20 protein-coding genes and 1 tRNA gene are annotated in these 25906 nt (G+C 37.9%); 17 read left to right on the forward strand and 4 right to left on the reverse strand.

Features of this window, described 5'->3' with window-relative positions:
- Nucleotides 1-10: 10 nt before the first annotated feature.
- Genes ACM46_RS19640 through ACM46_RS19650 form a run of 3 tightly spaced genes read left to right on the forward strand, consistent with a single transcriptional unit; the run spans nt 11 to nt 2057 of the window.
- Nucleotides 11-478: a DUF1648 domain-containing protein gene (locus ACM46_RS19640; protein WP_048508390.1), complete on the forward strand. Its 468-nt coding sequence runs from the start codon at nt 11-13 to the stop codon at nt 476-478.
- A complete protein-coding gene (locus ACM46_RS19645) occupies nt 475-819 on the forward strand; it encodes a cupin domain-containing protein (protein ID WP_048508391.1) in 345 nt (114 codons plus the stop codon). Before ACM46_RS19640 ends, ACM46_RS19645 begins: the two co-directional genes overlap by 4 nt.
- Before the next feature lie 5 nt (nt 820-824).
- Nucleotides 825-2057, forward strand: coding sequence for a 3-deoxy-D-manno-octulosonic acid transferase (locus ACM46_RS19650; protein ID WP_048508392.1), 1233 nt, complete (start codon nt 825-827; stop codon nt 2055-2057).
- Here ACM46_RS19650 and ACM46_RS19655 read toward each other — a convergent pair.
- From ACM46_RS19655 to ACM46_RS19665, 3 genes are read right to left on the reverse strand one after another with little or no spacing between them, the layout of a single operon-like run.
- Nucleotides 2049-2675, reverse strand: coding sequence for a hypothetical protein (locus tag ACM46_RS19655; RefSeq protein ID WP_048508393.1), 627 nt, complete (start codon nt 2673-2675; stop codon nt 2049-2051). The two genes, ACM46_RS19650 and ACM46_RS19655, sit on opposite strands and share 9 nt — an antisense overlap.
- The gene (locus tag ACM46_RS19660; protein ID WP_048508394.1) at nt 2675-3430 is read right to left on the reverse strand and encodes a glycosyltransferase family 2 protein; all 756 of its coding nucleotides are present in this window, start codon (nt 3428-3430) and stop codon (nt 2675-2677) included. Before ACM46_RS19660 ends, ACM46_RS19655 begins: the two co-directional genes overlap by 1 nt.
- Nucleotides 3431-3453: 23 nt before the next feature.
- Nucleotides 3454-4449 (reverse strand): acyltransferase family protein, encoded by a 996-nt coding sequence (locus tag ACM46_RS19665; RefSeq protein WP_131707632.1) that lies wholly within the window; start codon nt 4447-4449, stop codon nt 3454-3456.
- A 179-nt stretch (nt 4450-4628) separates the two neighbouring features.
- Here ACM46_RS19665 and ACM46_RS19670 point away from each other — a divergent pair, with 179 nt between their 5' ends.
- From ACM46_RS19670 to ACM46_RS19730, 14 genes are all read left to right on the forward strand, one after another.
- Nucleotides 4629-5102: a lipocalin-like domain-containing protein gene (locus ACM46_RS19670; protein WP_048508396.1), complete on the forward strand. Its 474-nt coding sequence runs from the start codon at nt 4629-4631 to the stop codon at nt 5100-5102.
- Nucleotides 5103-5281: 179 nt separating this feature from the next.
- Entirely contained in the window at nt 5282-8095 is a 2814-nt protein-coding gene (gene leuS / locus ACM46_RS19675) for a leucine--tRNA ligase (protein ID WP_048508397.1), read from the forward strand.
- Nucleotides 8096-8335: 240 nt separating this feature from the next.
- Complete coding sequence (locus ACM46_RS19680) at nt 8336-9199, forward strand: MotA/TolQ/ExbB proton channel family protein (RefSeq protein WP_048508398.1); 864 nt, start codon at nt 8336-8338, stop codon at nt 9197-9199.
- 68 nt (nt 9200-9267) lie between these two features.
- Nucleotides 9268-9870, forward strand: coding sequence for an ExbD/TolR family protein (locus ACM46_RS19685; protein WP_048508399.1), 603 nt, complete (start codon nt 9268-9270; stop codon nt 9868-9870).
- A gap of 15 nt (nt 9871-9885) precedes the next feature.
- Entirely contained in the window at nt 9886-10458 is a 573-nt protein-coding gene (locus ACM46_RS19690; protein ID WP_048508400.1) for an ExbD/TolR family protein, read from the forward strand.
- 23 nt (nt 10459-10481) lie between these two features.
- Nucleotides 10482-11321: an energy transducer TonB gene (locus ACM46_RS19695; protein ID WP_048508401.1), complete on the forward strand. Its 840-nt coding sequence runs from the start codon at nt 10482-10484 to the stop codon at nt 11319-11321.
- A gap of 77 nt (nt 11322-11398) precedes the next feature.
- Nucleotides 11399-11596 (forward strand): C4-dicarboxylate ABC transporter, encoded by a 198-nt coding sequence (locus ACM46_RS23045; RefSeq protein WP_173426503.1) that lies wholly within the window; start codon nt 11399-11401, stop codon nt 11594-11596.
- Nucleotides 11586-12458 (forward strand): PstS family phosphate ABC transporter substrate-binding protein, encoded by an 873-nt coding sequence (locus tag ACM46_RS19700; protein WP_048508634.1) that lies wholly within the window; start codon nt 11586-11588, stop codon nt 12456-12458. Before ACM46_RS23045 ends, ACM46_RS19700 begins: the two co-directional genes overlap by 11 nt.
- Before the next feature lie 91 nt (nt 12459-12549).
- Entirely contained in the window at nt 12550-14199 is a 1650-nt protein-coding gene (locus tag ACM46_RS19705; RefSeq protein ID WP_048508402.1) for a tetratricopeptide repeat protein, read from the forward strand.
- A gap of 82 nt (nt 14200-14281) precedes the next feature.
- Complete coding sequence (gene bshB1 / locus ACM46_RS19710; RefSeq protein ID WP_048508403.1) at nt 14282-15001, forward strand: bacillithiol biosynthesis deacetylase BshB1; 720 nt, start codon at nt 14282-14284, stop codon at nt 14999-15001.
- A 35-nt stretch (nt 15002-15036) separates the two neighbouring features.
- Nucleotides 15037-15112 (forward strand) — tRNA-His (locus ACM46_RS19715).
- Between the two features lie 594 nt (nt 15113-15706).
- Nucleotides 15707-17947, forward strand: a complete 2241-nt coding sequence (locus ACM46_RS19720; RefSeq protein WP_048508404.1) for an RCC1 domain-containing protein — start codon at nt 15707-15709, stop codon at nt 17945-17947.
- Nucleotides 17948-18226: 279 nt separating this feature from the next.
- Nucleotides 18227-18661: a hypothetical protein gene (locus ACM46_RS22865; RefSeq protein ID WP_053082730.1), complete on the forward strand. Its 435-nt coding sequence runs from the start codon at nt 18227-18229 to the stop codon at nt 18659-18661.
- A gap of 24 nt (nt 18662-18685) precedes the next feature.
- On the forward strand, nt 18686-23725 hold the full coding sequence (locus tag ACM46_RS19730; RefSeq protein WP_048508405.1) for a DUF4132 domain-containing protein: 5040 nt from the start codon (nt 18686-18688) through the stop codon (nt 23723-23725).
- Between the two features lie 115 nt (nt 23726-23840).
- Here ACM46_RS19730 and ACM46_RS19735 read toward each other — a convergent pair whose 3' ends face one another.
- The gene (locus ACM46_RS19735; protein ID WP_241486062.1) at nt 23841-25658 is read right to left on the reverse strand and encodes a M1 family metallopeptidase; all 1818 of its coding nucleotides are present in this window, start codon (nt 25656-25658) and stop codon (nt 23841-23843) included.
- Nucleotides 25659-25906: the final 248 nt, after the last annotated feature.

Raw genomic sequence — 25906 nt, forward strand, 5'->3', positions numbered from 1 at the left:
TAGAGTCCGGATGGAGAATATTCTTTTTACAGTTTTTGATATTTTTAATTTCGGACTGCTCATTTTTTTCTGGTGGTTTACCCTGAAACATTATAAGAATCTTCCCCAAAGAATTCCCGTGCATTTTGATTTTGACGGAAAGGCGGATAACTTTGGAAGCAAGAAGTATTCTTTTTTAACCCCGCTTCTGGGAACCGCTCTTTACTGCTTTTTTGTATATGCATTAAGGCATCCCGAAACAGCTAATTTTCCTGTAGAAATTACAGACGGAAACAAATCTGCCCAGTTCCTTATCATGGAGATTTTTCTAAGATGGCTGTTTGTTCTGGTCATCCTTATTTTTATGAACGGACAGGATTATATGTTCAGGTATTCTTTTGATGAAAAAGTGAAACCCAAAGTTCCCTTATCTACAGCTCTTCTATCCGTGATAGGAAGCCTGATCGTAGTTTTTATTTTTGTAGCGATTTTCAAATGATACATTCTAAAAATAATTCAGAGCATTATACATGGGGGAACGGCTGTGACAGTTGGATTCTGAATGATTCCCGGGGTCTTTCGGTGAAGCAGGAAAAAATGCCTTCCGGAACTGCTGAAAAGCTGCATTTTCATAAGATGGCAGAGCAGGTGTTTTATATTTTAAAAGGAGAAGCTGTTCTGTATATTGATCACGAAAAATTTACCGTAAAGGCAGGAGAAAGTATTACTGTTCAGCCCGAATCAAAACATTATATTTCCAATGAATTGAATGAAGAACTGGAATTTCTTGTGATCTCCGGCCCATCTACCCATAACGACCGTTTTGAAATCGAAAAATAACTAAGATGTCTTTTCTATACAACATATTTGTCAGCCTTCTCATTTTCGGAATGAAAATATTTTCCGGGTTTAATGATAAAACTAAAAAAGGAGTTGAAGGAAGAAAACAGTCTTTGGATAAGGTAAAAGCCATATTTTCACCATCCGATAAGGTGATCTGGATGCATGCGGCCAGCCTCGGTGAATACGAGCAGGGACTCCCTGTTTTAGAAAAGCTTAAAGAAAAAATGCCGGAACATAAAATTCTGGTCACCTTCTTTTCGCCTTCAGGATATGAAAATGTAGCGAAAAAGAAACATATGGCAGATGTGATCTGCTACCTTCCCTTCGATAAAAGGAGCACCATAAAAGAGTTTATTTCCCGGTTTGATACAGAACTGTTCTTTACCGTAAAATATGATTACTGGTATCATCTTCTGGCTGAACTGAAAACACGTGGAACTAAGATTTATGTGATTTCGGCTTTGTTTTATGAAAGACAGTCTTTTTTTACTTCTTATGGGAAATGGTTTGTGAAACAGCTCCGCAAAAATGTAGACTGGTTTTTTCACCAGACCCAATTCTCTTTTGCACTGGCAAAAAGTATCGGACTTGTGCATTCATCAATCACGGGAGATACGAGATTTGACAGAGTAAAACAGCTCAGAGTACGGAATAATCACGTTGACTCGATTTCACATTTTATAGGCGGACATCAGGCGGTTGTATTTGGAAGCTCCTGGCAGGCCGAAGAAAAGATAGCAGCAGCAGTTCTTAGAATGAATGAAGATGTAAGGCTAATTGTGGCTCCCCATGATCTGAAAAGAGTAGAACATTTAAAAAATAATTTTCCCGAAGCGTTATTATACAGCGAAATTCATAAGGCAGAACACCCAATTTCTGAATACCGGCTTTTAATCATAGACAGTATAGGTTTGTTGTCAAAACTTTATTCTTATGCAGATATTGCTGTTGTTGGAGGAGGTTTTCATGATGCCGGACTGCACAATATTTTGGAGGCGGCCACATTTGGTGTCCCTGTGATTTTCGGAAACCATTACAGAAAAAATCCTGAGGCAGATGATTTGATTAAAGCCAACGGAGGGAAATCTTTTACAGACGAACTAGCTGCCGCAGACTTTGCTCTATATCTTCTGAACAATGAAGAAGAACGTAAAGAAATGGCTGATTATGCCGGGAAATTTGTCACCGATAAACCGGATGCTACCCATTTGATTTTACAGAAAATTTTAGCGTAAAAATCCCTGGCTTTTGATATCTTTTATAATCTGTTCAATGTCTTCCGGAATACGGTCACTCTGAAGCCAGTTAAAATCCAGACCGTTATTGATGCATAATTTTTGCAGATAATGGTTTTCCTGAATCTTACGGTGGGTTTCTTCCAGAAGTTCATCAATTTCCATCCAGTAATCTTCATCCAGTTTTCTCGTCAGAGCCAGTGCTTTGAATACTTTATTAATGATGTAAATATAGAGTTTGTAAACATTGTCGAACCTCTGTCTGCTGAGGTCACTGTTGGAATCCAGAATTTTATTCACAAGCAGAAGGTTCAATGATACTTCCCCGAACTTATCCGTTGTTATTTTAACGTGTTCGGTGATGTCTGCACTTACTGTGCGGATCGTACTCATAAAATACTTGGCATTTCCGATGTATTTAGCCGCGAGAAGAAGTTTTTCAGCGACATTTTCCTCCATGGCATTTCGCTTATCATCGGTAGTTTCCTGGTCAATCAGTTCGAAATACAGCTTTTTAGACAACAGTTTATCCTTTTTCAGGAGTCTGAAAATAAGACGGTCTTTTTCTATGGCGGAAAAAGCACTTAATGCTGCTTTAAATTCTTTTGAATACTCCATTAATTGAATATTTTAGAATATTTCAGAAACCCGTTCATAGCCCAATTAGCTGTATAGTACAGAGATTTTAATGTAGAGAATCCCATGAAATCTTTATAAACAAGATACTGATCTTTGATGATGTTCTTTTTCTTTCGGGAAACACTGTTTTCGCGCATTCTGTATTTGGCCAATGTCTTTTTTACGGGCATTCCTTCCGGGATTACTTTTAAAAGATTCAGCCACATCACATGATCTTCCCGTTTGCTTTTTATCGGAAATAAAAATTTGCCCACTCTTTTGGTGTCGTACATGGTAGAAACCGGTGCCAGCCTACAGGTTTTCAGAAGATTGGAAAACGTTACGACTTTATCGGCCAGAAAATCTTTTAGCACAGGTTCAAGCTGTTCATTACACCTTGAATAGTTGCAGTATACCAGTTCTGCATTGTTTTCCTTCATATAATCCGTCATGGTTTCCAGGTATTCAGGATACCAGAAATCATCAGAATCCAGAAAAGCAATATATCTTCCGGTAGCTCTTTCCAGGCTGTTGTTCCTTGCATTTCCGGCGCCTCCGTTTTTCTCAAGAACCTGGAGCTTTATCCTCGGGTCATTGTATTTTTTGATCAGATCTACCGTGTGATCTTTGGATAAATCATCGGTAATCAGCCATTCCCAGTTTTCGTAGGTCTGGTTTAAAACAGACTGTATGGTTTCTTCGATGAATTCAGCAGAATTGTAGCAGGGAGTGATGATGGAAACGAGGTCTTTCATTGATGTTTTTACTGGGAGTAAAATTATAAAAATTTTTTCTCATAAAGATGCCATGATGCAATTCCCACGGCTATCACCACAAGCATGCATACAAAGCTCATGAAGAAAGGATTGTAATCCGCGAACAGTCCCAGCGTGGCAAATACCCTGATAATAGGGAAATGGAAGATGTAAATACCATACGTGAAGTCTCCGTACTTTCCGAAATTATTCAGAAACTTCAGGGAGTAAGCGATATAAAGAACAATAATGCTGATCATAATGGGAGAGAACAGCTTGATATGTAAAATCAAATCAATCCAAACCGTAATGATGGCAATAATGAAAAGAGTGTTTTTATATTTAATGAACTTGTCGAAATAAAAATAACCGAACATCCCGCCGATGAAATAGCACAGCGAGCCTGGAAGCTGTTTGGAAATAGAAATTTTTCCGGCCGTTTCAAAATAATTGAGAAATGCCAGAGAAAGAAAATACAGGACGATAAGGCTTATGTTTCTGTACTTATTATTTTTTCCGAACAATAAAAAGATGAGAGGGACTGCGAAATAGAAACACATTTCTATCTTGAGTGTCCATAAAGCACCGTTCACCGCTTCATTTCCAAATACGCCGGGAAGAGAAGGTGCCATGAAATTCATAAATAAGGAATTCCAGAAGAAATACTTATAAACCTGGATATTTCCAAAATAATCTGACAACGGGAGCGTACTGACAAGGCTCAGAAGAACGGTACACAGAAAAACAACCAATAAATAGGCCGGAACAATCCTGTTGATCCTTTTCCTGATATAGCTTTTCAGGCTGGAAGAGCGTTCATAGCTTCTCGCAATAAGAAAACCACTGACGATGAAAAAAGAAAAAACCGCAATTTCTACAGGGCTGTTCGTTAAAAAATAGAGTTGACTGGAGTCACTTAAAGCTCCCAAATGTCCTAAAAAGACAATGAAAGCAAGGAGAACACGTATGAAGTCAAAATTATTTTTCGTTATATCCTGCATTTTTGTTTCTTTCTGCAAAAATAGTTTTTTTAATAAAATAGTAGACGTTCCGGAGATTCAAAATTTGTTAAATAACGGCTATTATGGCGACTAATGTTCTAAAATTTTCAGAAATATGGAATATCAAAATAATTTTTCACAAAAAATGGTGATATAAATCAAAAAAATTATAATTTTAGCCCTTGAAAATTTTATATATGAAGAAATTAGCATTACTATTTGCAGGTTTATCATTATTTGTGGCTACAGGATGTAATGATGATGATAATAATGTGATGGAATCTCCTCTTGTAGGAGTATGGCAGCCGCTGAAAGAAGTGGTTACTACTGTTGAAACAGGTGAGGACCCGGTTTCAGATGTTATTACGTACAGCGACTGTCAGAAAGAATCCAGATGGAGATTCAATACGGAAGTAGCTGGTAAAAGAACAGATTGGGGTGAAATTGGTACTACTCCACAGTGTGCTATTACTTCAGACCGAAATTTTACCTACACTTATGATAAAAGTGCTAAAACGGTAGTGGTAAAATATCAGGGTACGGTAGAACCTGCCAACGGTAAAATCATTACCCTCAACGATACCACGCTAAATCTTGCATTCAGAGAAGAGACTCAGGATCCGACTGTATTTAAAACAAGAACATTTACGTTCAAGAGAATTCCTCAATAAGATACATTCCATACCTTACTATAGATCTCATCTCCGGATGAGATTTTTTTGTTGAGGAACATTCCTGAATTAATCAAAATTAAAATTTCCATTTCTTTTAAATTCATTATTTTTGTGAAAATTAGAATGGGAGTTGACAATCTCACATCTAATATCTAACATCTAATATCTATAATAAAGTGTTTTACGATCATCAGCAGATAGAAAAAAAGTGGCAGAAGTACTGGGAGGACAATCAAACCTACAAAACCTCCAATAACACAGACAAACCGAAATTTTATGTTCTCGATATGTTTCCGTACCCATCCGGAGCAGGGCTTCACGTGGGGCACCCGCTGGGATATATTGCATCGGATATTTATGCGAGATACAAAAGGCATCAGGGTTTCAATGTCCTCCATCCGGTAGGATATGACAGCTTTGGCCTTCCTGCTGAACAGTACGCCATTCAGACAGGGCAGCACCCTGCGGTGACTACTGAAGAAAATATCAACAGATATGAAGAGCAGTTGAAAAAAATTGGCTTTTCATTCGACTGGAGCAGAGAAGTGAGAACTTCAGACGCATCCTATTATAAATGGACGCAGTGGATATTCATCGAGCTGTATCATTCATGGTATAATAAAAATACCGATAAGGCAGAATCCATCAATACCTTAATTCAGCATTTTGAAGAAAAAGGAACGGAGGGATTAAATGCCAACCAAAACGACGAACTGAATTTCACGGCAGAAGAATGGAAAGATTCTTCAGACCTTGATAAAGAAGATATTTTACTTAATTACCGTCTTGCCTACAGAGCAGAGACTACCGTAAACTGGTGTCCCGCTCTTGGAACCGTATTGGCCAATGATGAGGTGAAGGACGGAAAATCCGAAAGAGGAGGTTTCCCTGTATTCCAAAAGAAAATGATGCAGTGGAGCATGAGAATTTCGGCTTACTCTGAAAGATTATTACAGGGTCTTAATACATTAGACTGGCCGCAGCCTCTTAAAGATGCCCAGGAATACTGGATCGGGAAATCCCAGGGAGCTCAGGTTCAGTTTCAGGTAGAAGGTCATGATGAGGTTGTTGAAGTGTTTACTACCCGTCCTGATACTATTTTCGGAGCTACTTTTATGGTACTGGCTCCTGAAAATCCTTTAGTGGATACCATTACTACAGATGCTCAGAAAGCAGAAGTAGATGCATATATAGAAGAAACTTCCAAAAAAACGGAAAGAGACAGAATGGCTGACGTGAAAAACGTGAGCGGTGCCTTTACGGGAAGCTATGCCGTTAACCCTTTCAGCGGCGAGAAAATGCCGGTCTATATTTCAGATTACGTATTGATGGGCTATGGAACAGGTGCTGTAATGGCGGTTCCTGCACATGACGAAAGAGATCATAGATTTGCAAAGAAATTTAATCTTGACATTAAAAAAGTAGTAGCTACTGAAGAAGATGTTCAGGAAAAATCTTTCGATTCTAAAGATTCTGTTTGTGTAAACTCTGATTTCCTAGACGGATTGAATTATAATGATGCCAAGTCAAAAATAATTGCTGAAATAGAAAATAAAGGAATTGGCCACGGAACTACGAATTACAGACAGCGTGATGCTATTTTCTCAAGACAGCGTTACTGGGGCGAACCGGTTCCTATATATTATAAGGATGGAATGCCTTACACGCTTCCGGTTTCTGCTTTACCGCTGGAACTTCCTGAAGTTGAAAAATACCTTCCGACTGAAGACGGAGATCCGCCATTAGGAAATGCAAAAGTATTTGCGTGGGACGAAGCCAATCAGAAAGTAGTGGCTACAGATCTTATTGATGATAAAACCGTATTCCCGTTAGAATTGTCTACCATGCCAGGTTGGGCAGGAAGCTCATGGTATTTCCTTAGATATATGGATCCGAATGATCAGGAGGTTTTCGTTAAAAAAGAACTGGCGGATTATTGGGGACAGGTAGATTTATACATCGGAGGAAGCGAGCATGCTACCGGTCACTTATTATATTCCCGTTTCTGGAACATGTTCTTAAAAGACAGAGAATATATTACTCATGATGAGCCTTTCCAAAAACTGATCAATCAGGGGATGATTTTGGGGATGAGTGCATTTGTGTACAGAATTGATGGAACTAACCAATATGTTTCAAAGAATCTGGCAGAAAATTATAAGACTCAGAAGATTCACGTTGATGTATCCTTATTAAAAGGAGCATCAGACGAATTAGATACCGAAGCTTTCAAATCCTGGAGACCGGATTATGCTGATGCAGAATTTATCCTGGAAGACGGAAAATACATCACAGACCGTGAAGTAGAAAAAATGTCCAAGTCTAAATACAACGTAGTCAACCCGGATGATATCTGTGAAGAGTACGGAGCAGACGGACTAAGATTATATGAAATGTTCCTGGGACCTTTGGAGCAGTCCAAGCCGTGGAACACACAAGGATTAAGCGGAGTGTATGGTTTTCTTAAAAAATTCTGGAATCTGTATTTCAACGGAGATGTTTTTGAAGTGTCTGATGAAGAACCTACAAAAGCGGAATATAAAGTTTTACATACCTTAATAAAGAAGGTCGTTTACGATATTGAGAATTTCTCATTCAATACTTCCGTATCTTCATTTATGATTGCTGTAAACGAGCTTCAAAAAATAAAATGCAACAAACGCAATATTTTAGAACCGTTAGCCGTTATCATCTCTCCATATGCACCGCACATCTGTGAAGAGCTTTGGAGCCTGTTGGGGAATAAAGAATCTGTTGAATTTGAGAAATTCCCAGCATTAAACGAGGATTACCTTGTAGAAGATGAAATTGAGTATCCGGTAAGCGTAAACGGTAAAATGAAGTTCAAAATTTCTCTTTCAGCCCAGTTATCTGCTAAGGAGGTGGAAGATTTGGTGATTTCAGATGAAAAAATGAAGCCGATTTTGGAAGGTAAAACACCTAAAAAAATCATCGTAGTGCATCACCGTATTGTGAATATCGTAATTTAAAAAAAAGTTAACATTGGCAAATTAAAAAAAATGAGGGTCTTATTTTTTTAAATTTCTAACTCAAATGTTAAAAATGGGAAAAATAAATAAAATATTTAAAAATTATTATTATATCGAAATCGTATTAAAATTTCTTTATCAAAAAAATGCAAAATGTTTATTTAAGACTCTTGCATTTTAATTAATTTTGCCTTTAATTTACACCTTGTAAAATTTTAAAACAATATAATTTAGTTAAATATGGAAATGAATGTTTCAAAAAATGATGAGCAAGTAGTTGCTAGAAAAGCAGGAGGTTTAAACCCGGCTGTTATTATTCCTATTTTATTTGCTATAGGAGTTTGTATTTATTTATTCGTTCTTGGAAACCCAGGAAACTTTAAGGATGCAGAAAAACTAGGAAGTGGGTCTGTAGCTTTCTCAAGCGTTGAAGGAAAAGACATTCACCCAGAATCGTTCTTAGGGATTATCTACAAAGGAGGGGTTATCGTACCAATCTTGATTACTTTCATGATTACCGTAATCGTTTTCTCTTTCGAAAGATATTTCGTACTAGGAAAAGCTGCTGGTAAAGGAAACCTAGACAACTTCGTAGTTCAGGTAAGAAGCTTACTAAATCAAAACAAAATTGATGAAGCTTTAGAAGAGTGTGACAGACAACAAGGATCTGTAGGTAACGTAGTGAAAGAAGGTCTTACTACTTACAAAGCTCTTTCTCATGATACTACTTTAAATAAAGAGCAAAAAATGGTAGCTCTTAACAAAGCTATCGAAGAAGCTACAACTCTTGAAATGCCAATGCTTGAAAAGAACATGATGATTCTTTCTACTTTAGGTACTGTAGCAACTCTAATCGCACTTTTAGGAACTGTAATCGGGATGATCAAAGCATTCTTCGCATTAGGTTCAGGTGGTGGTACTCCGGATGCTGCTGCACTTTCTACAGGTATCTCTGAAGCCTTGATCAACACGGCATTAGGTATTGGTACTTCAGCTATCGCGATTATCCTTTATAACTTCTTTACATCTAAAATTGACGGATTAACTTATAAGATCGACGAGATCGCTATGAGCATCCAGCAGTCTTTCGCTGAATTCAACTAAGAATTGAATTTGTAGCAAGGAATTTGCATTCCAATTAAAAGAAGTTTAATTAAAAATAATTCAAAACAATGGCGAGAGTCAAACCAAAAAGACATGGAGTAGTGACGGATATGACGGCAATGTGTGATGTTGCCTTCCTACTACTTACATTCTTTATATTGACCACTCAGTTTAAAAAACCTGACGTGGAGCAGATTAAACCGCCATCTTCAATATCAGAGAAGTTACTTCCTGATGCAAGTTTGATGACCATCAACGCTACTCCGGACGGAAAATTCTATTTCCAGCCGGTAGAAAACGCATCAGAGAGATTACAGCTTTTAGACAAAATGGGACAAAAGTATAACATTACTTTCACCAATCAGGAAAAAGCTGCATTTCAAAAAGTACAAGCAATCGGGGTTCCTATGAACCAACTGAAAGGCTATCTCGATTTGTCAGATGAGGAGCAGAAGAGCTTTAAGAGTCCTACTGGGATTCCTATGGATAGTACAAATAAGCAGTTAGTAGAATGGGTAAAACAAAGTTTAAGCGTAAATCCTGATTACAAATTAGCAATCAAGGGTGACGTTACTACTGAGTATCCTAAAGTTAAAAGCTTATTTGAAGGTTTAAGAGATATTGATTTTCTTAAATTCTGGTTGATTACATCACAAGAAGGTAAACCATAATAATATCATTTAGAAATGGCAGAAGTACAAGTACAGGAAAAAGGCGGCAAAGGCGGCAAGGTACGTTCCAAGAAGCAGAATACCAGAGTAGATATGACTCCGATGGTGGACTTGGGTTTTCTATTGATTACCTTCTTTATGTTCACAACCACATTTAGTAAACCGAATGTAATGGATTTGGGGCTTCCGGCAAAACCTAAAGAGGATCAGCCGAAACCACCTCCAACAGAAATTAAACTTTCTAACTCAATTTCTTTATTATTAGGAAAAGACAATAAAATCTTCTGGCATCAGCAGGATCCTACATCTTTAACTGATCAGAATCTTAATGAGACTACTTACGATAGAGAAGGAATTAGAAAAGTAATTGAGAAAGCTAAGGCAGGCGCTGCAGATATAACAAAATTTACTGTTATTATCAAACCGACTGACGATGCAGTATATAAGAACTTTGTAGATATTCTTGACGAAATGGCCATCACCAAAAGTGAGCAGTACGGGGTAACCGATGTGAAGCCGTGGGAAAAAGCTATTTATGATAAGAAAGTTGGAAATAATGGAGCTGCGGCTGCACCAGCTACAAAGTAATCTAACCATAAAATTGTAAATCTATGGCAAATGAAAATGTATACAATCAGAATCTTACTTTAGACGAGATTGTATTTGAAAATAGAAACAAGGAATATGGTGCCTATGATCTTAGACATCAGTATCCGAGACTTCTGACAAAATCTTTTATTGTTGGAACGGCATTATTCGTGGTTGCGGCTTTGTCTCCTTTTATTTATCTTACCATTAAGAGACTTACTGAACCGCCTAAACAGGAAGTGAAGGCAGATTTGGTAAACATTATTGAAGAAGACCCAATCATTGAACAGCCAAAAGAAGAAGAACCACCTCCACCACCTCCTCCAAAAGAAGAGGAGAAAATTGAGGTTATTCAGAACGTAGTTCCTGAGCCTGTAAAAGCTCCTAAGATTGAAACACCACCGCCACCAATTTCTAAGCAGTTAGAAACGACGACTGGTCTTCAAAATCAGGAAGGGGTAAAAGCTCCGGCTTATACACCACCGCCACCACCACCATCTACTGGTAACAAAGTGAGCACAGCGGAAGTAAAAGCAAACAACCCTAACGAAATCTATAAAGACGTAGATCAGGCTGCAGAATACCCTGGAGGGATGAATTCACTAAGAAAATTCCTTGGAGAGAATTTCGATACTTCTCTAATGGAAGGAGGTGAAGGTACCCTTAAGGCAAAACTGAAGTTCGTTGTAGAAAGAGACGGAACTGTTTCCGGAGTAACTATTGAAGAGAAATCTCCAAATGGCGACTTCAACAGTGAAGCTGTTCGTGTAGTTAAGAAACTGAAAAAATGGACTCCTGCGAAAAGAAACGGGGAGAGCGTTAGATCTTACTATAGCGTACCGTTTACTATGAACTTTGAATAAGACTTATTTATTCAAATTATAAATAAAAAAGAGAAGCATATGCTTCTCTTTTTTATTTTTTTTGGTATTTTTGTTACATGATGTTCAATTGGTTATCCTTAGTGACAGGATTGTTTTATATCGTTTTGGGAGTTGTAGTGATGTACTACAAATTCTTTTTTACGACTTTAGAGCCCACTATTGCCTATGCAATGGGTGGTTTGCTTATTCTTTATGGAGTATTTAGAATCTATAGAGCAGTTTCAAGAATTAAAGATTCAGGAAATGAGAAATAGTGTAAAAATTGCTTTGCTTTCCCTGATGAGCATCACTGCTTTAAGCTGCAAAAAAGAAGATAAATCCCCATCTTATCACAAAGGAGATCTTACCATATTAACCGACGAGTCTTTTAAAAGCGTTACAGAAGCACTCGCAGATGGGTACATGATTAATTATCCTGAAACCCATATTAAAATTGTAACCAAAAAAGAAGATTTAGGCTTCCTTGATTTACTCAATGATAAGGCCAGAATAGCTGTAATGTCCAGAGATCTTACTCCTGAGGAGAAAAAGACGTATGAAGAACAGGTGGATCTGAAGTTTTTGCCTGCCAAATTCGCTGCAGATGCTGTAGTATTTGTGGTTCCTAAAGACTCTCCGAAACAGACTATTTCTATAGATGAAATAAGAAGCGGTCTTGAATCGGAAGCAAAGAATTTTATCTTCGACGGTACCAATTCAAGTAACCTGAACTTTGTAGCCCAAAAGCTCAATAAACAACCGAAAGATCTTAAATTTTCCATCATTCCGGGAAATCAGAATATTATTGAAGAACTGGGAAAATATCCCGATAAAATTGGAGTTATAGGATTAAATACCTTCAGCCGTCCTTATGATAAGGCCTCTGAAAAACTCAGAGATATGGTGAAAGTTCTGCCTGTACAGACTAAGGAAGGAGTCTATACCTCGGATTTTGCCAATATGCGTGAAATGAAGTATCCGTTTACCCGTGTTCTGTATTTTTTAACCAATGAAGGAAACTTTAATATTGCCAACGGATTTATCAGATATTCATGTACACAGCTGGGACAGATGATCGTTCAGAAAGAAGGTTTACAGCCCTATAATATATACAAAAGAGAGGTTCAGATGCGTTAAAAAATATTAAATTAGTGTTAGATCTCTTATAAAAAAAATGTTTTGGTCCAAAAATTGTGGAGCATATAACTCAAAATATAGAAAATATAAAATGAAAGATATAATGATTATGAATGTAAAGAAAATTGCTTTTGGAGCAGCCGTAGTATTTTTTGCCGGTTTGGCCTCTGCACAAACACTGCAGGATGGTATCAACAGTATAGACAGTGATAAGTTTGCACAGGCTAAGAATAACTTCACGGAAATGGTTGCAAAGGCACCTACAGCAGAAAATTACTTCTACTTAGGAAATACTTATCTGAAACAAGCTGATCCTGACTATGCTAAAGCTACTGAAAGCTTTAACAAAGGTTTAGCTGCAGATGGAAAAAGTTTCCTTAACAAAATCGGTTTGGCTACCATTAAATTAGGTAAAGGTGATAAAAGTGCCGTTGCTGAAATTCAGAAAATCGTAGCAGATTCAAGAGAGAAAGATGCTGAAGTATTATTCAGAGCAGCAGAAGCTTTAACCTTATTTGAAAAAAACAGTGCGCCTGACGCAGCTATTCAATTCCTGACTAAGGCTATTGAAAAAGCTGAGAAAAAAGGAGTTCCTGCTTACTACTATTATACACTTGGAGACGCTTACAGATTGAAAAGAACACCGGGAGAAGCAATGTCTGCTTATGACAAAGCGTTACCGTTAGCTAAAAATAAAGCGTCTGTATATACAAGAATGGCTACTTTATGGATGGCAGCTCAACAATGGCAGCAGGCTAAACAAAATATTGACAAAGCAATCGGGGTAGATGCAACTTATGCTCCGGCATATAAAGCATTGGCTGCTTATGATATCAGATATCAGCAGAATGCAAAAGCAACACAAGACCTTATCAACTATACAAAATATGCAGATGAGGATCCATATACTCAGTTGGAAATCTCTAAGCTATATTTTACCAACGAAGATTATGCGAACTCTAAAACAGTATTAGATAAGATTTTTGATAAAATTGATGATCCAATCAAATTTAAATTAAGATCATATCAGTCTTTTGCAGATGCGAACTATGCTGAAGCAAAACAGAATATGGATACCTTCGTAGCTCAGGCTGAGAAAACAAGACTGCAGATGGCAGATCAGGGTCTTCAGGGACTTATCGCAGCAGGATTGGCAAAAACAGAAGCTGATGCAGCTAAAAAAGCAGCTTTAATGGCTGAGGCACAACAAAAAATTGCCATTGCTAAAGCAGCTAAAGATGAAACCATGAAGTGGGATATTGAATTGGCTAATATCGCAGGAGGAGGTGCTTCTCAGGCTGAAGCTGAAAAAGGACCTACGACTCCGGAAATTGAAGCATTGAAAAAGAAAGTAGCTGCTAATAAAGAAGATTCAGATTCTCTGTTTAAATTAGCTACTGCTTACCAGGATGTGAAAAACTGGAACGGAGCCGTTCTTACATGGCAGAAAATGAGTGCTCTTCTTCCGGATTGGGCACCGGCTTACTACAGCCAGGGGTATTCTTACCAGCAGGCAGGAAACAACGATGCTGCAAAGCTAGCTTACGAGAAATTTATCAGCACGGTAAAACCTGCAGATGCGGAAGCTAACAAACAGACTCTTGCTTATGCTTATTTCGCAGTAGCGTATATGAATAAAGATTCTGATACGGCAAAAGCTAAAGATTATGTAGCTAAATCTTTACAGCTTGATCCTACTTACCAGGATGCTGTAAAATTAAATGCAGAAATCAACAAGTAATTTAAAATTTAAATTATAGATATTAAAACTTCCCATTCTCAATGTTTGGGAAGTTTTTATTTTAAGTCTTATCTTTGAACATATGAAAACAGATATACTAGCTTTTGGAGCGCATCCTGATGATGTGGAACTGGGATGCGGAGGAACTATTGCGAAATTGATTTCGGAAGGAAAAACATGCGTGATTGTAGATCTTACCAAAGGAGAGCTCGGAACGAGGGGAACAGATGAAACCAGAAGAGTGGAGGCGGGTGAAGCTGCTAAGATCCTTGGAGTTTCGGCTAGAGAAAACTTAGGCATGAAAGATGGCTTTTTGGTCAATTCTGAAGAATATCAGATGGAGATCGTAAAAATGATCCGCAAATACCGTCCGGAAATCGTCTTAGCCAATGCAGTTGATGATAGACATCCGGATCATGCAAAAGGAGCGAAATTAGTGTCGGATGCGTGCTTTTTGGCCGGATTGAGAAAAATTGAAACCGTTGTGAACGGCGAAAGCCAGGAAGTATGGAGACCGAAGCAGATTTTTAATTACATCCAGTGGAAAAATATCAAACCTGAGTTCGTTATCGATATATCTGAACACCTTGATAAAAAGATTGAAGCGTGTATGGCCTTCAAAACACAGTTTTATGATCCAAATTCCAATGAACCTGTAACTCCGATTGCAACAAAAGACTTTTTTGAAAGTCTTACCTACCGTGCTCAGGATTTAGGACGGTTATCGGGAGTGGCTTATGCTGAGGGATTTACGTCTGAGAAGCTCATTGCGATGAAAAATTTTGATGGAATTGTTTGGTAATTAAAAAATCTTCCCTATATTTGCACTCACAAAACGGTGATTGTAGCTCAGTTGGTTAGAGCGTCGGATTGTGGTTCCGAAGGTCGGGGGTTCGAGACCCCTCATTCACCCAAAAAAGTACACTTTTTAAAGTGTACTTTTTTTATTTTATACCTACTTAATCACCACAATTTGGCGTGTAATTTTTTCATTAATTGTTTGGTTCTCCATAATAAAAGTATATTTTTGCACTCCACAGCATAAAAATCGTAATCATGATACATGGTGTGGCTAAAAACTAAATTTGAAAAACAATTAACCATGAAAATAAAAAAAGTACCTGAACTTTTATTCTTTTAATTCATCAATACTGACTGTTCCCGGCCATTTATACCCAAAATATACCCTCAGAGTTTCTTTGAAGATATAAATTATGTAGTCAATTCATTTTATCGGGTATTTCAACAATCCTAGAAACCTTATCTATACCGGGGAGAATTTCGAATGTTCTTTCAGTAATCATACAGTATTATTTAATCAACAAAAGCTTTTAAAATCAAATTTTAATCAAAGCTCCTGTTTTTTCAGAAATCAACTTGATTTTGGAACGTTTGCATTTCATATGGAGTTCAGAAACCATTCAAACGAAGCGAAACCGAAAAGCTAAACGAGTAGGAAAAAAAACTATAAAACTTAAACATGAAGAAACTTATTTTATTAAAAACTATGAAAAAACTCTACTATTTACTCTTAATCCTCAGTTCAATTTCTGCATTTGCACAAACGTACACTTACACAACATACAATACTTCTAATTCAGGAATAGGAAGCAATTACATTGCAGATATTAAAACTGATGCCAATGGTTTGCTGTGGTTAGCCACTTATAACGGGGTTTCAACTTTTAACGGAACTACTTTTACGAATTATAATACGACTAATTCCGGTATTGCATCTAATTCGATTATAAAAATTCAAATTGATGGCCTGGGCAGAAAATGGATAGCCTCCCAACTCAACGGAATTATTTTGTATAACGGAACGACCTGGACTAACTATACAACTTCCAATTCAGGATTGCCGACTAATGAGATCAATGATATAGCTGTTGACGGACAAAATAATCTTTGGATTGCAACCAATTCAGGACTTACAAAATTCAACGGGACTACCTGGTCTACTTATCCTGCTGTCACGAATCTGAATTCTGTAGCCACTGATAGTAATAATGGCGTTTGGGTTACCAATGATGGTGTATTATATAAATTTAATGGAACTGATTTTGATTTTATCGCTCAGGGAACCCAAAGAATATTGAGAATAGCGAACAATACTGTGTATGTGAAAGGTTCTGATAGCTTAATTACATTAGCGACAAGCGGAGGTAATATCACATTCACTTACCAAAGCAATTCTTGTCTTGCCGGATACAATCTGAACGCTTTGGATGTTGACACAAACAGCAAAGTCTGGATTGGATTTAATGGAGCAGGTGTACAAAACTTTACGAATTGTACGACTTATACCACAACAAATACAAATTCTGGTTTACCGGATAACTATTTTAGTGCAGTTAAGACCCAATCTTCAGGAACTGTTTGGCTGGGAACGTTACAGCTTGGTTTAGTAAAAATGTCACCAAGTGCTGATCAAACAGGCTGTTATCAAAAAATAAACGCTGGTAGTCTGCATAGTGTAGCTATAAAAGCGGACGGAACATTATGGGCTTGGGGGAATAATTATTCAGGACAATTAGGAAATGGTACCACCACGAATGCAGTAACTCCAAAAAAAGTGGGAACCGGTAATAATTGGAAAGAAATTGCTGGCGGAAGTAATCATACAATTGCTCAAAAAACGGATGGAACGCTTTGGGGCTGGGGAGCCAATTCAGGACAATTGGGCAATGGCACAAATACAGATCAGTACACACCGGTACAAATAGGAACTGCTACCGATTGGAAAACCTTTGATACCGGAATGTATCATACAGTGGCTATAAAAAATAACGGTACACTATGGGCTTGGGGACTTAATCCTTATGGACAGTTAGGTTCTGGCAATACTACGACCAGCTTAGTGCCAATTCAAATAGGAACTGCTAACAATTGGTCAGCTGTTCAATGCGGACAGGATTTTACCGTTGCATTAAAAGCAGACGGAACACTATGGGCCTGGGGAAGCAATACTTACGGTACCATTGGTGATGCTACCAATACCAACAGGCTGGTACCTACTCAAATTGGAACCGCGAGCAATTGGCAAAATCTTGGTGTTGGAGCGCTTCATGTTGCTGCATTAAAAACAGACGGAACACTTTGGACCTGGGGATATAATGCTAATGGACAATTGGGAGATGGAACAACTGCCAATAAGAATGTTCCGACACAAATAGGAACAGCCACTAACTGGCAGACTATTGCTTCGGGAGGAAATCACACCACGGCTATAAAATCAAACGGAACACTTTGGGCGTGGGGAAGAAATCAAAACGGTCAATTAGGAAATGGACTTACGTCAAACAGCAATGTTCCTGTACAAATAGGAAATCTTACAACCTGGAAGGCAGTTGCTGGTGGAATATCACACACATTTGCCTTAAAGAGCGACGGAACTGCTAATACATGGGGGTTAAATCTTTACGGTCAATTAGGTGATGGTACTAATGCTGACAAAAATGTTCCGACAACTATTGCCTGTCCAAATACTTTAGGAGTTGATGATGTTACCCTATCGGAAATTACTGTAAAGGCTTATCCGAACCCGGTTAAAGATCAACTTCATATTTCGTCTGATGAAAAGATTTCTTTGGTATTGGTTTATAATGTATTGGGGGAGGAAGTGCTGAATAAAACCATAAATGCTAATCAGGGGACAATAGATGTTTCAGGTTTAGCACCGGGAGTTTATTGGGTTAAAGTAAACTCAAAAGATCGTATGAAAGTATTAAAAGTGATTAAAAAGTAAATAATTAAAAATACCCGCGACGAAGATAAGAGCGGTTTAATACCAAAAAGAGTGCACTTTTTAAAGTGTACTCTTTTATTTTATACCCTTCCTGAATTCAGTTTTCAATCATTGCTTTTTTATATCATCCAGTTTGAACCGGAAGAGAAAATTTGCTGGAAAACATATTTGGCAAGATTCAAAACCTTCTCAAGGATAGTTAAAATAGGTTAATTTCAGTAGGTCCTGAAGGGGGCTTCACTAAAAATTTGCCTATATTTATTGACATCAACTTCACCTATGGAAATCAAAGTTACAGTAAAGCAATTAGGCAGAAAGCATCCCATTCTTTCGGAACAGAAAATTGAAATTGAATATCATCATCCTGAAATTACATTAGAAAATTTGCTGAAACTGATTGTTCAGCAACAGGTAGAATCATTCAACAGTAAATCTTTTGAGCAGGAGGATGTGGATAACACAAAAGCTCCGGCGGAAAACTATCTGAATATTCTCACGGATACTGGCAAAGCAGGCTTTGGTAGTATTTATAACGAGAAAAAAGCAGATGTTCAGAAAGCGCAGGAAAATGCTGTACAGGCCTTTGAAGACGGTATGTTTGCCGTTTTTTACAATGAAGAGCAGCTTGAAAGCCTTTCTCAGACTATAGACCTGAGCACGCAGCATACTTTTGCTTTTATCAGACTTACATTTCTCGCAGGAAGTTATTGGTAGCTAAAACACTGAATCATACAATACATGGAAATTAAAGAAAAATTAGAATCGAAAAAAATTGTAAATTACTATAAGAGTTTACGGAAAGATTTAAAAGAACAGACGGAGAAAGGCTTTATATCACAGCTTTTCTCAAAACCTAAACTAAAAAGGGAAGTAGCGGAATTAGGTCTGCTGATCCTGGGCAAATTCAATTACTATCAGGAACTGACTTTAGGCTGTGAGCAGGCAGAAAAACTTAAAAAATATATAAAACCCAACATCTGGGAAGATAAAGACTATTATAAACTTCTGGAATATTTCTTTGGAGACAATGCGGGACTGGTAAAGCATGCCTGGGATAAAATGCCTTATAAAATGTACCAGACCGGCTACTACAGGCGCTCCTTCCGGGCACCCAATAACGAAAGATACATCATGCTCAACCAGGTGAATCTCATCGGAAGCCTCATACAGTTTCCCAGCATTTATTCTTACGGAGATGGCGGGGAACAGTATTACAACCTTTCACTGGAGGAACAGATAATCTACGATACTCAGATATCCAATAATTCATATCAGTTTTATCTTTGGTCTGCTGCGATAGATACAGGAAATACGGCTATTTATCAATTAATCGAAGATATTATTTTTAACAAACATCCTGAGGGAAAGGTCTCAAGGAACATCATAAAAGCATTACTCAACAGCGAGCAGCAGCATTGCTGGGAATTAGTGGAAAAACTTCTTCTGGCAGCTCAGCGGCAGGAAGGGTTGAGACAGACTGTTCTGGAAGCTCTGGACGAAACCAGCATCGGAGCTTTACAATATATGACTCATGTAATTGTAGAGCACAAACTTACTCGTTTTTCTTCTGTGGTGAGAGCGATAGATACCTGGACGGGCTTAGGCTGGGATGCTGAAAAAGAATCGGTGGTTAAAAATATAGTGTCATTAGCGGATACTTACTTCACCAATCCGGAACTCATTCCGGATGCAATCAGAAGTAAGAATAATAATGAAGTGTATATGGCGCTTTGGGTACAGTCGGTATGGGATGTGGAAAAAGCAGTTCCTTATCTTCATCAGCTTTATGACACAGGAAATGTGGAAAAAAAATGTCTGGCCATAAAATTCGCCGTGGAAACCTTTGATCCTTATATTCAGATGCCGTTGTATTATAAAGCGGTGCTGGAAGGAGATCTGCAGGTGCTGGCTTTTGCAGGCGGCCCTTTATCTACCTTGTTGAATGCCAATGTAACGTCTAAATTTTTCATCAACAATCCGGATTATCCTGATTTCTTTGAAAAACTGCATGATCTCACCAAAAAAATAGATGTCAAGGAAAAAAAGTTTGAAGGCAAGGTATTTTCATGGCTCACTTCAACGTTCAGTAAAAGCCATTTGTATGCGTCCATGTTTTATCTGGTAGGGGAGGATCAGAGCCGGCTTGATAAAGTACTTTCTTATTTTGATCAGTTTGAACTGTCGTTAAGAGAGCAGCTTTCAAGATCTATTCTGGGTGATTTTTACTGTTATTCCTATTCTTACAATTTTGGAAAGAAAAAAGAAGTAGTAACCCCGTTCCAGAAAGAATTTGCATTTAGAATCATAAAAGACAGAGGCGAGTCTATGGTGGCTTCCGGGATTAATGTATTGCAGCAAAATCCTTTAAATAAAGAAGAGATCATGCTTTTTGCCGATCTGTTCAAAAGAAAAGGAGGTACATTACGCAAGAAACTTATAGAGCTGGTGGTACAGCAGGAAGACAGCATCATTACTCCGTTGGTTGAGGAACTGGCAGATAAAGGAGATATAGAACAGCGTACAGCTTCACTGGATATAATGCTTCAACTCAGGAAAGACAAGAGAGTTTCAGCGCAAATTGGGATATGGATACAGAAATATTCGGAAAAGTCAAAAATATCAGAAAGAGAACAGAGCCTTCTCGATCAGCTTAATCCTTCCGAAGACAAGAAAGTTCTTTCCGCAGAAAACGGATTCGGGTTCTATGATCCTTCCGTCATTTCAAAATACAGACTGCCGAAAGCAGATGCAGGCTCTGTGTATGTGCAGGCCGTTAAAAAGGATAAGTATGGTTTTACCCAATCCATGAATCATATTAAAGGAGAATTAAAAAAACTCAATGATTTATTTTTAAAACATAAAGACCACGAATATGAAGTAGAAGGCTGGAACGGCTCTACAATAACGGTTTTGATGGGAAATACCTTCCGTCACATCAGAAACAATACCGAAAATTTTACACCGGAACAGCTAGCAGCCAATTATCCTTTACACGAAGTATGGAAACAATGGTATGAGAATTCAGGGCTGCAGCCGCGTGATTTGTTTCTACTGACTTTTACAGAAAGCTGTGACCGGAAAAAATTCCGTGACTTCCTGGAAAATTATGTATTCTATCACAAGGATATGATGCCTAATCCGATGAAAAGTGATTACTATTGGGATAATCCTGTAAAAAAAATCCTTGAATCCTTACAGTATCAATTTGTATTTGAAGAAAAAACAGATTTCTTGCTTGATGCATGTAGCAATCTCTTTGCTCATCTGCCTGCGGATATCCTTCAATACAAAGCAAAAGAAAGCGACTATTATTATGGATACGGAGGCAGCGGATGGCAGCAGCTGGGCTTTTTCAATGTGTTTTTACAGGCCATTCCTTTTAAAAACCTGACGGATGAGCAATATATTAAACAATGGAACCTGTACCGGTGGATGCAGCACAATGGCCTGGAAGGAAATATAAAACACGCGGTTCCGAATTTCTATCTGTTCTGCAAAGCTTATGAACTGAAAAAAATCACCAAAGATGAGCTTTATGAGGGGATTTTCACCGCCGATTCTGTTATACGGGATCTTACAGTCAGAACTCATAGCCATTATCAGGAAAGATATCTGGAGACTTTTCCTTTCCTGAAACCGATTATTGAGGAAATACAGAATAAATTCCTGGATGTAGAACTCATCAGGGGCGATTCCAATACCGCAGTTTCTCAATTTGTACAGGAATTTCAAACCGTTTACGGAGCGCATCGCCTTGTACAGCTCTTGAAAGGACTGGGAAAATCTTCGCTTTATGCCAATTATATTTACAGCTATGGCAGAGAAAGTATGACCAAACAGAAACTGTTTTCCTATCTGATTTCCAATTGCTATCCCACAGCAAATGATACCCAGGAATCTTTTAATGAGATGATGAAGAAGGAGAAGATCGCAGAACTCCGTTTGATACAGGCTGCTGTTTATGCGCCACAGTGGCAGAAACTCATCAGCAGTTATTTGGGATGGAAAGGCCTTGATTCTGCCATCTGGTGGATGCATGCTCATACCAAAACCAGTGCTTATCAGGCACAGAACTCAGAGTTAGAAAGTGAGGTAGCTAAATATTCATCTGTGGATGTTCAGGAATTTCAGGATGGAGCTGTAGATAAAGACTGGTTTACGGCAGCTTATAAGGAATTAGGAAAAGCCCGCTGGGAAATGCTTTACGAATCTGCAAAATATATATCGGACGGAAACGGACACCGTCGCGCCAGACTCTATTCTGATACCCTTACAGGTGATTTGAAAATAAAAGAAGTAACTGCCAAAGTAAAAGATAAACGCGATCAGGATTATCTGCGTGTTTACGGGCTTGTACCCCTGAGTAAGACCAATCCTGAGAAAGATGTTCTAAGCCGTTATGAATACATCCAGCAATTCAAAAAAGAAAGTAAGGAATTTGGATCCATGAAGCAGGCAAGTGAAGCTCTGGCTATTCGGGTGGCTTTGGAAAACCTGGCAAGAAATGCGGGTTATCCGGATCCGGTGAGATTAACCTGGGCTATGGAAACGAAACAGATTCAAACCATTCTCTCGAAAGAAACACAGGTGACTATTGATGGAGTGACTGTCGGCTTGATTATCGAAAACGATGGAAAAGCTGAAATAGTGGTTTTCAGAGATGATAAACAATTAAAATCTATTCCGCCGAAGATCAAAAAAGATAAAGCGATTGTGGAACTGGGGAACTACCGTAAAATTATGCGCGAACAATGGACCCGTTCCCGGAAAGGACTGGAAGAAGCCATGATCAGAGGGGATGAGTTTCTTTTTGCAGAAATTAAAAATCTTTTTGAACATCCGGTTATTGTAAAGCATTTAGAAAAACTCGTATTCATCTCCAATGATGATAAAATAGGATTCTACCATGACGGGAATTTGGTGAATGCTCATGGTGAAATTCAGGAATTAAAAGAAGATGCGGCTTTACGTATAGCGCATTGCGTGGATCTTCATCAGCATTCTGTGTGGAGCGATTATCAGCATTATTGTTTTACGGAGAAACTGATTCAGCCATTCAAACAGATATTCAGGGAACTGTATGTACCTACCGCTGATGAGCTGAAAGAAAAATCCGTGTCACGAAGATATGCAGGGCACCAGGTTCAGCCGAAGCAGACATTGGCATTGCTCAAAACAAGAGGCTGGAAAGTAGATTATGAAGAAGGACTACAGAAAGTCTATCACAAAGAAGGCTTTCAGGTGAAGTTATATGCCATTGCCAATTGGTTTTCTCCTGCAGAGGTAGAGCATCCTACCTTGGAAACCATAGAATTCCATTCATTAAAGGATTATAAAAATATTCCTTTCGAAAATATCAATCCAAGACTGTTTTCGGAGGTGATGCGGGATATAGATTTGGTGGTATCTGTCGCTCATGTGGGCGGAGTAGATCCTGAAGCCAGCCATTCTTCCATTGAAATGCGGGCGGTACTGATGAAAGAAACTGCCCGGTTATTCAAGCTGGATAATGTGAGTATTGAAGGCTCCCATGTACTGGTGAAAGGTAAAATGGCAGAATACAGTGTTCATTTGGGTAGTGCGGTTGTTCATCAGGTTCCGGGTAAATACCTTTCTATTCTTCCGGTTCATTCCCAGCATAGAGGCAGGCTGTTTTTACCTTTTGCGGACGATGATCCGAAGTCTGCAGAAGTTATATCTAAAGTATTGTTGCTGGCCAAAGACAATGAAATACAGGACCCTACCATTCTTACTCAGATAAAACAGGAATATAAATAATAATTCCCAAAGTTATATTTAATCACTTATCAATCAATAGGTGATTAAATATAACATTGAGAATACTTTAAATGTGGAAATTTACTTAATGAAATCCTGTCGGAAAACGTTGCTTCTATTTCTTTATTACTTTTATTGTTTTTGTACTATTTTGAGTATTCAGCTGCAATAAGTAAACACCTGGGCTAAACTTAGAAAAATCAATCTGATTTTTGTTTATAATAAAGGCTGGTATTTTTTGACCCGCCATATCGGTAATTATCGCCTTGTTAATTGGTGTGGCAGAATCTACCGTTAAAATATTGACTACAGGATTGGGATGAATTTCTATTTTGTCTTTTTCGAAATCTACATCATTAATCCCTAATGTCGCTGAGTTATTTCTAGAGATGATATGCTTTTCCGGATCAAATTTTACTCCGGTTATGTTAAAAGGAACATTAATGACGAATGATTCATTGTTTACGGTATTATTCACATAGGTATTATACACTTGCCCTCCTGTCCCTGTAAACTGTAAGGGTAAACGCATTTCAAAATAATTAACAGAAGGATGTGATTGGGTCTGGCTCACAAGAACTCTTACTTGGCCGGATCCTATGTTTTGAGCCTTAATGGTGTAAATAGGATACCCCTGATTGTATATCCAGTCATTGAAAAAATCTGTCAGACTGCTTCCGTAAACGGCCTCCATATGGGCTTTAAAATCTGGTGTCTCTGCAGTTTTGTATATTAGATTGGGATCATTTATGTAATTTTTAAGCCCTTGTAAGAATGCTGTTTCACCCAACTTGAGCCTCAGCATATTAAGGACCATAGCTCCCTTATTATAAGTAAGACGGACATTGAAAATACGGTCTTCATTTAGAGCTTCTGCATCCGTAAGATATACCGCACCATTAGGTTGTGATGTTATGTGGTTGATCATTCCGGACCTGTTCGATATTCCTGCTGCATTACCATCATAATGTTCTATTAGCAGTTCATCCATGAAAGTGGCAAAACCCTCGTTTAGCCAAATGTCATTCCAGGTAGCGCAGGTAATTTTATCTCCAAACCATTGATGAGCCATTTCGTGCTCCATCATATATCTGTCATAATTACTAATAAAAGATACTGTTGGATGCTCCATTCCGCTATATGTAACTTCAGCGTTTCCGTATTTTTCATTATGATAAGGATAAACTCCCAGTAGGGATTCATAAAAGTTTAAAAATGAAGGAACTGCACTTAATTTATTTTGTGCTAAACTCAGATGCTCTGGAAAAACATAGTTAATAATCGGGTAGGTATTTGGTGCTGTGCCTCCGGTTTGATTGAACGTGCTGTAATTGGTGACGGCAACGGAAACCAGGTAAGCAGGAATAGGATAGTTGTGGTGAAAATGGGTGGTTTTATCCGGGCCGGAAATTACAGGGCTGGTGGTTTCGACTCCGTTTCCTACCGCTAAATATTGTGATGGGGCAGTAATATATAAATCAATACTATCTATTTTATCTCTCATATCTTGTTTACACGGCCACCATTCTCTGTCTCCAAATGATTCTGATAAGGTAAAGAAAATGGGAGAGTTGTTATGGGTTGTAAAAAAAACATGCCCCGTATCAGGTGGTACCCCGGCATATACAATTTCTACGGATGCGCTTGTACCGGCTAATTGTGTACCAGGAAGGGTAATGACTAATTCGTTGTTTGTATTTTGTATGAATGAAAGGTTTACATTATTTTGTTTTACTGAACTTACTACCATTTGATTGACCAAATCGAAAGTCAGAGTATTCATATCCGATAGTGCAGTATAATGAGTTGTAACCTTCCCGGATACATTTTGTACGCTTGGATTAACTTTTAATTCTATTTTATGATAGGTAACATCATAGTTTACAGTGTTGGGATTGAATAGAACTGTCTTTGTATTCAAAACTGATTTCATTTCCTTTTTAGAAATCATGTCAATATCATATTTTTTTTCTTGCGAAAACATTAATGAAGATGACAAAATGATTAATAAGATGTAATTTAATTTTGCTTTCATTGTTAATAATCTGTGTTTATTTGGAATAATTGACGACTAATATAACTTAATTTTTTAACAAAGCCAATATCTAGCTGTACAATATGTTGCTTTGAAAATTATTGGTTTTCAGTTTCTTACTTTGTTTGCGCAAAAAAAAGATGGAA

The sequence above is a fragment of the Chryseobacterium angstadtii genome (assembly GCF_001045465.1).
GTDB classification, from domain to species: domain Bacteria; phylum Bacteroidota; class Bacteroidia; order Flavobacteriales; family Weeksellaceae; genus Chryseobacterium; species Chryseobacterium angstadtii.

Bases quoted from the DNA above. Each gene is read 5' to 3' on its own strand.
- ACM46_RS19690 (WP_048508400.1), top strand. From the start codon at position 9,886: ATGGCAGAAGTACAAGTACAGGAAAAAGGCGGCAAAGGCGGCAAGGTA.
- ACM46_RS19705 (WP_048508402.1), top strand. From the start codon at position 12,550: ATGAAAGATATAATGATTATGAATGTAAAGAAAATTGCTTTTGGAGCA.
- ACM46_RS19720 (WP_048508404.1), top strand. From the start codon at position 15,707: ATGAAAAAACTCTACTATTTACTCTTAATCCTCAGTTCAATTTCTGCA.
- ACM46_RS19695 (WP_048508401.1), top strand. From the start codon at position 10,482: ATGGCAAATGAAAATGTATACAATCAGAATCTTACTTTAGACGAGATT.
- ACM46_RS19680 (WP_048508398.1), top strand. From the start codon at position 8,336: ATGGAAATGAATGTTTCAAAAAATGATGAGCAAGTAGTTGCTAGAAAA.
- ACM46_RS22865 (WP_053082730.1), top strand. From the start codon at position 18,227: ATGGAAATCAAAGTTACAGTAAAGCAATTAGGCAGAAAGCATCCCATT.
- ACM46_RS19700 (WP_048508634.1), top strand. From the start codon at position 11,586: ATGAGAAATAGTGTAAAAATTGCTTTGCTTTCCCTGATGAGCATCACT.
- ACM46_RS19650 (WP_048508392.1), top strand. From the start codon at position 825: ATGTCTTTTCTATACAACATATTTGTCAGCCTTCTCATTTTCGGAATG.
- ACM46_RS19655 (WP_048508393.1), bottom strand. From the start codon at position 2,675: ATGGAGTATTCAAAAGAATTTAAAGCAGCATTAAGTGCTTTTTCCGCC.
- ACM46_RS19640 (WP_048508390.1), top strand. From the start codon at position 11: ATGGAGAATATTCTTTTTACAGTTTTTGATATTTTTAATTTCGGACTG.
- ACM46_RS19735 (WP_241486062.1), bottom strand. From the start codon at position 25,658: ATGAAATCAGTTTTGAATACAAAGACAGTTCTATTCAATCCCAACACT.
- ACM46_RS19645 (WP_048508391.1), top strand. From the start codon at position 475: ATGATACATTCTAAAAATAATTCAGAGCATTATACATGGGGGAACGGC.
- ACM46_RS19685 (WP_048508399.1), top strand. From the start codon at position 9,268: ATGGCGAGAGTCAAACCAAAAAGACATGGAGTAGTGACGGATATGACG.
- ACM46_RS23045 (WP_173426503.1), top strand. From the start codon at position 11,399: ATGATGTTCAATTGGTTATCCTTAGTGACAGGATTGTTTTATATCGTT.
- bshB1 (WP_048508403.1), top strand. From the start codon at position 14,282: ATGAAAACAGATATACTAGCTTTTGGAGCGCATCCTGATGATGTGGAA.
- ACM46_RS19730 (WP_048508405.1), top strand. From the start codon at position 18,686: ATGGAAATTAAAGAAAAATTAGAATCGAAAAAAATTGTAAATTACTAT.
- ACM46_RS19670 (WP_048508396.1), top strand. From the start codon at position 4,629: ATGAAGAAATTAGCATTACTATTTGCAGGTTTATCATTATTTGTGGCT.
- ACM46_RS19660 (WP_048508394.1), bottom strand. From the start codon at position 3,430: ATGAAAGACCTCGTTTCCATCATCACTCCCTGCTACAATTCTGCTGAA.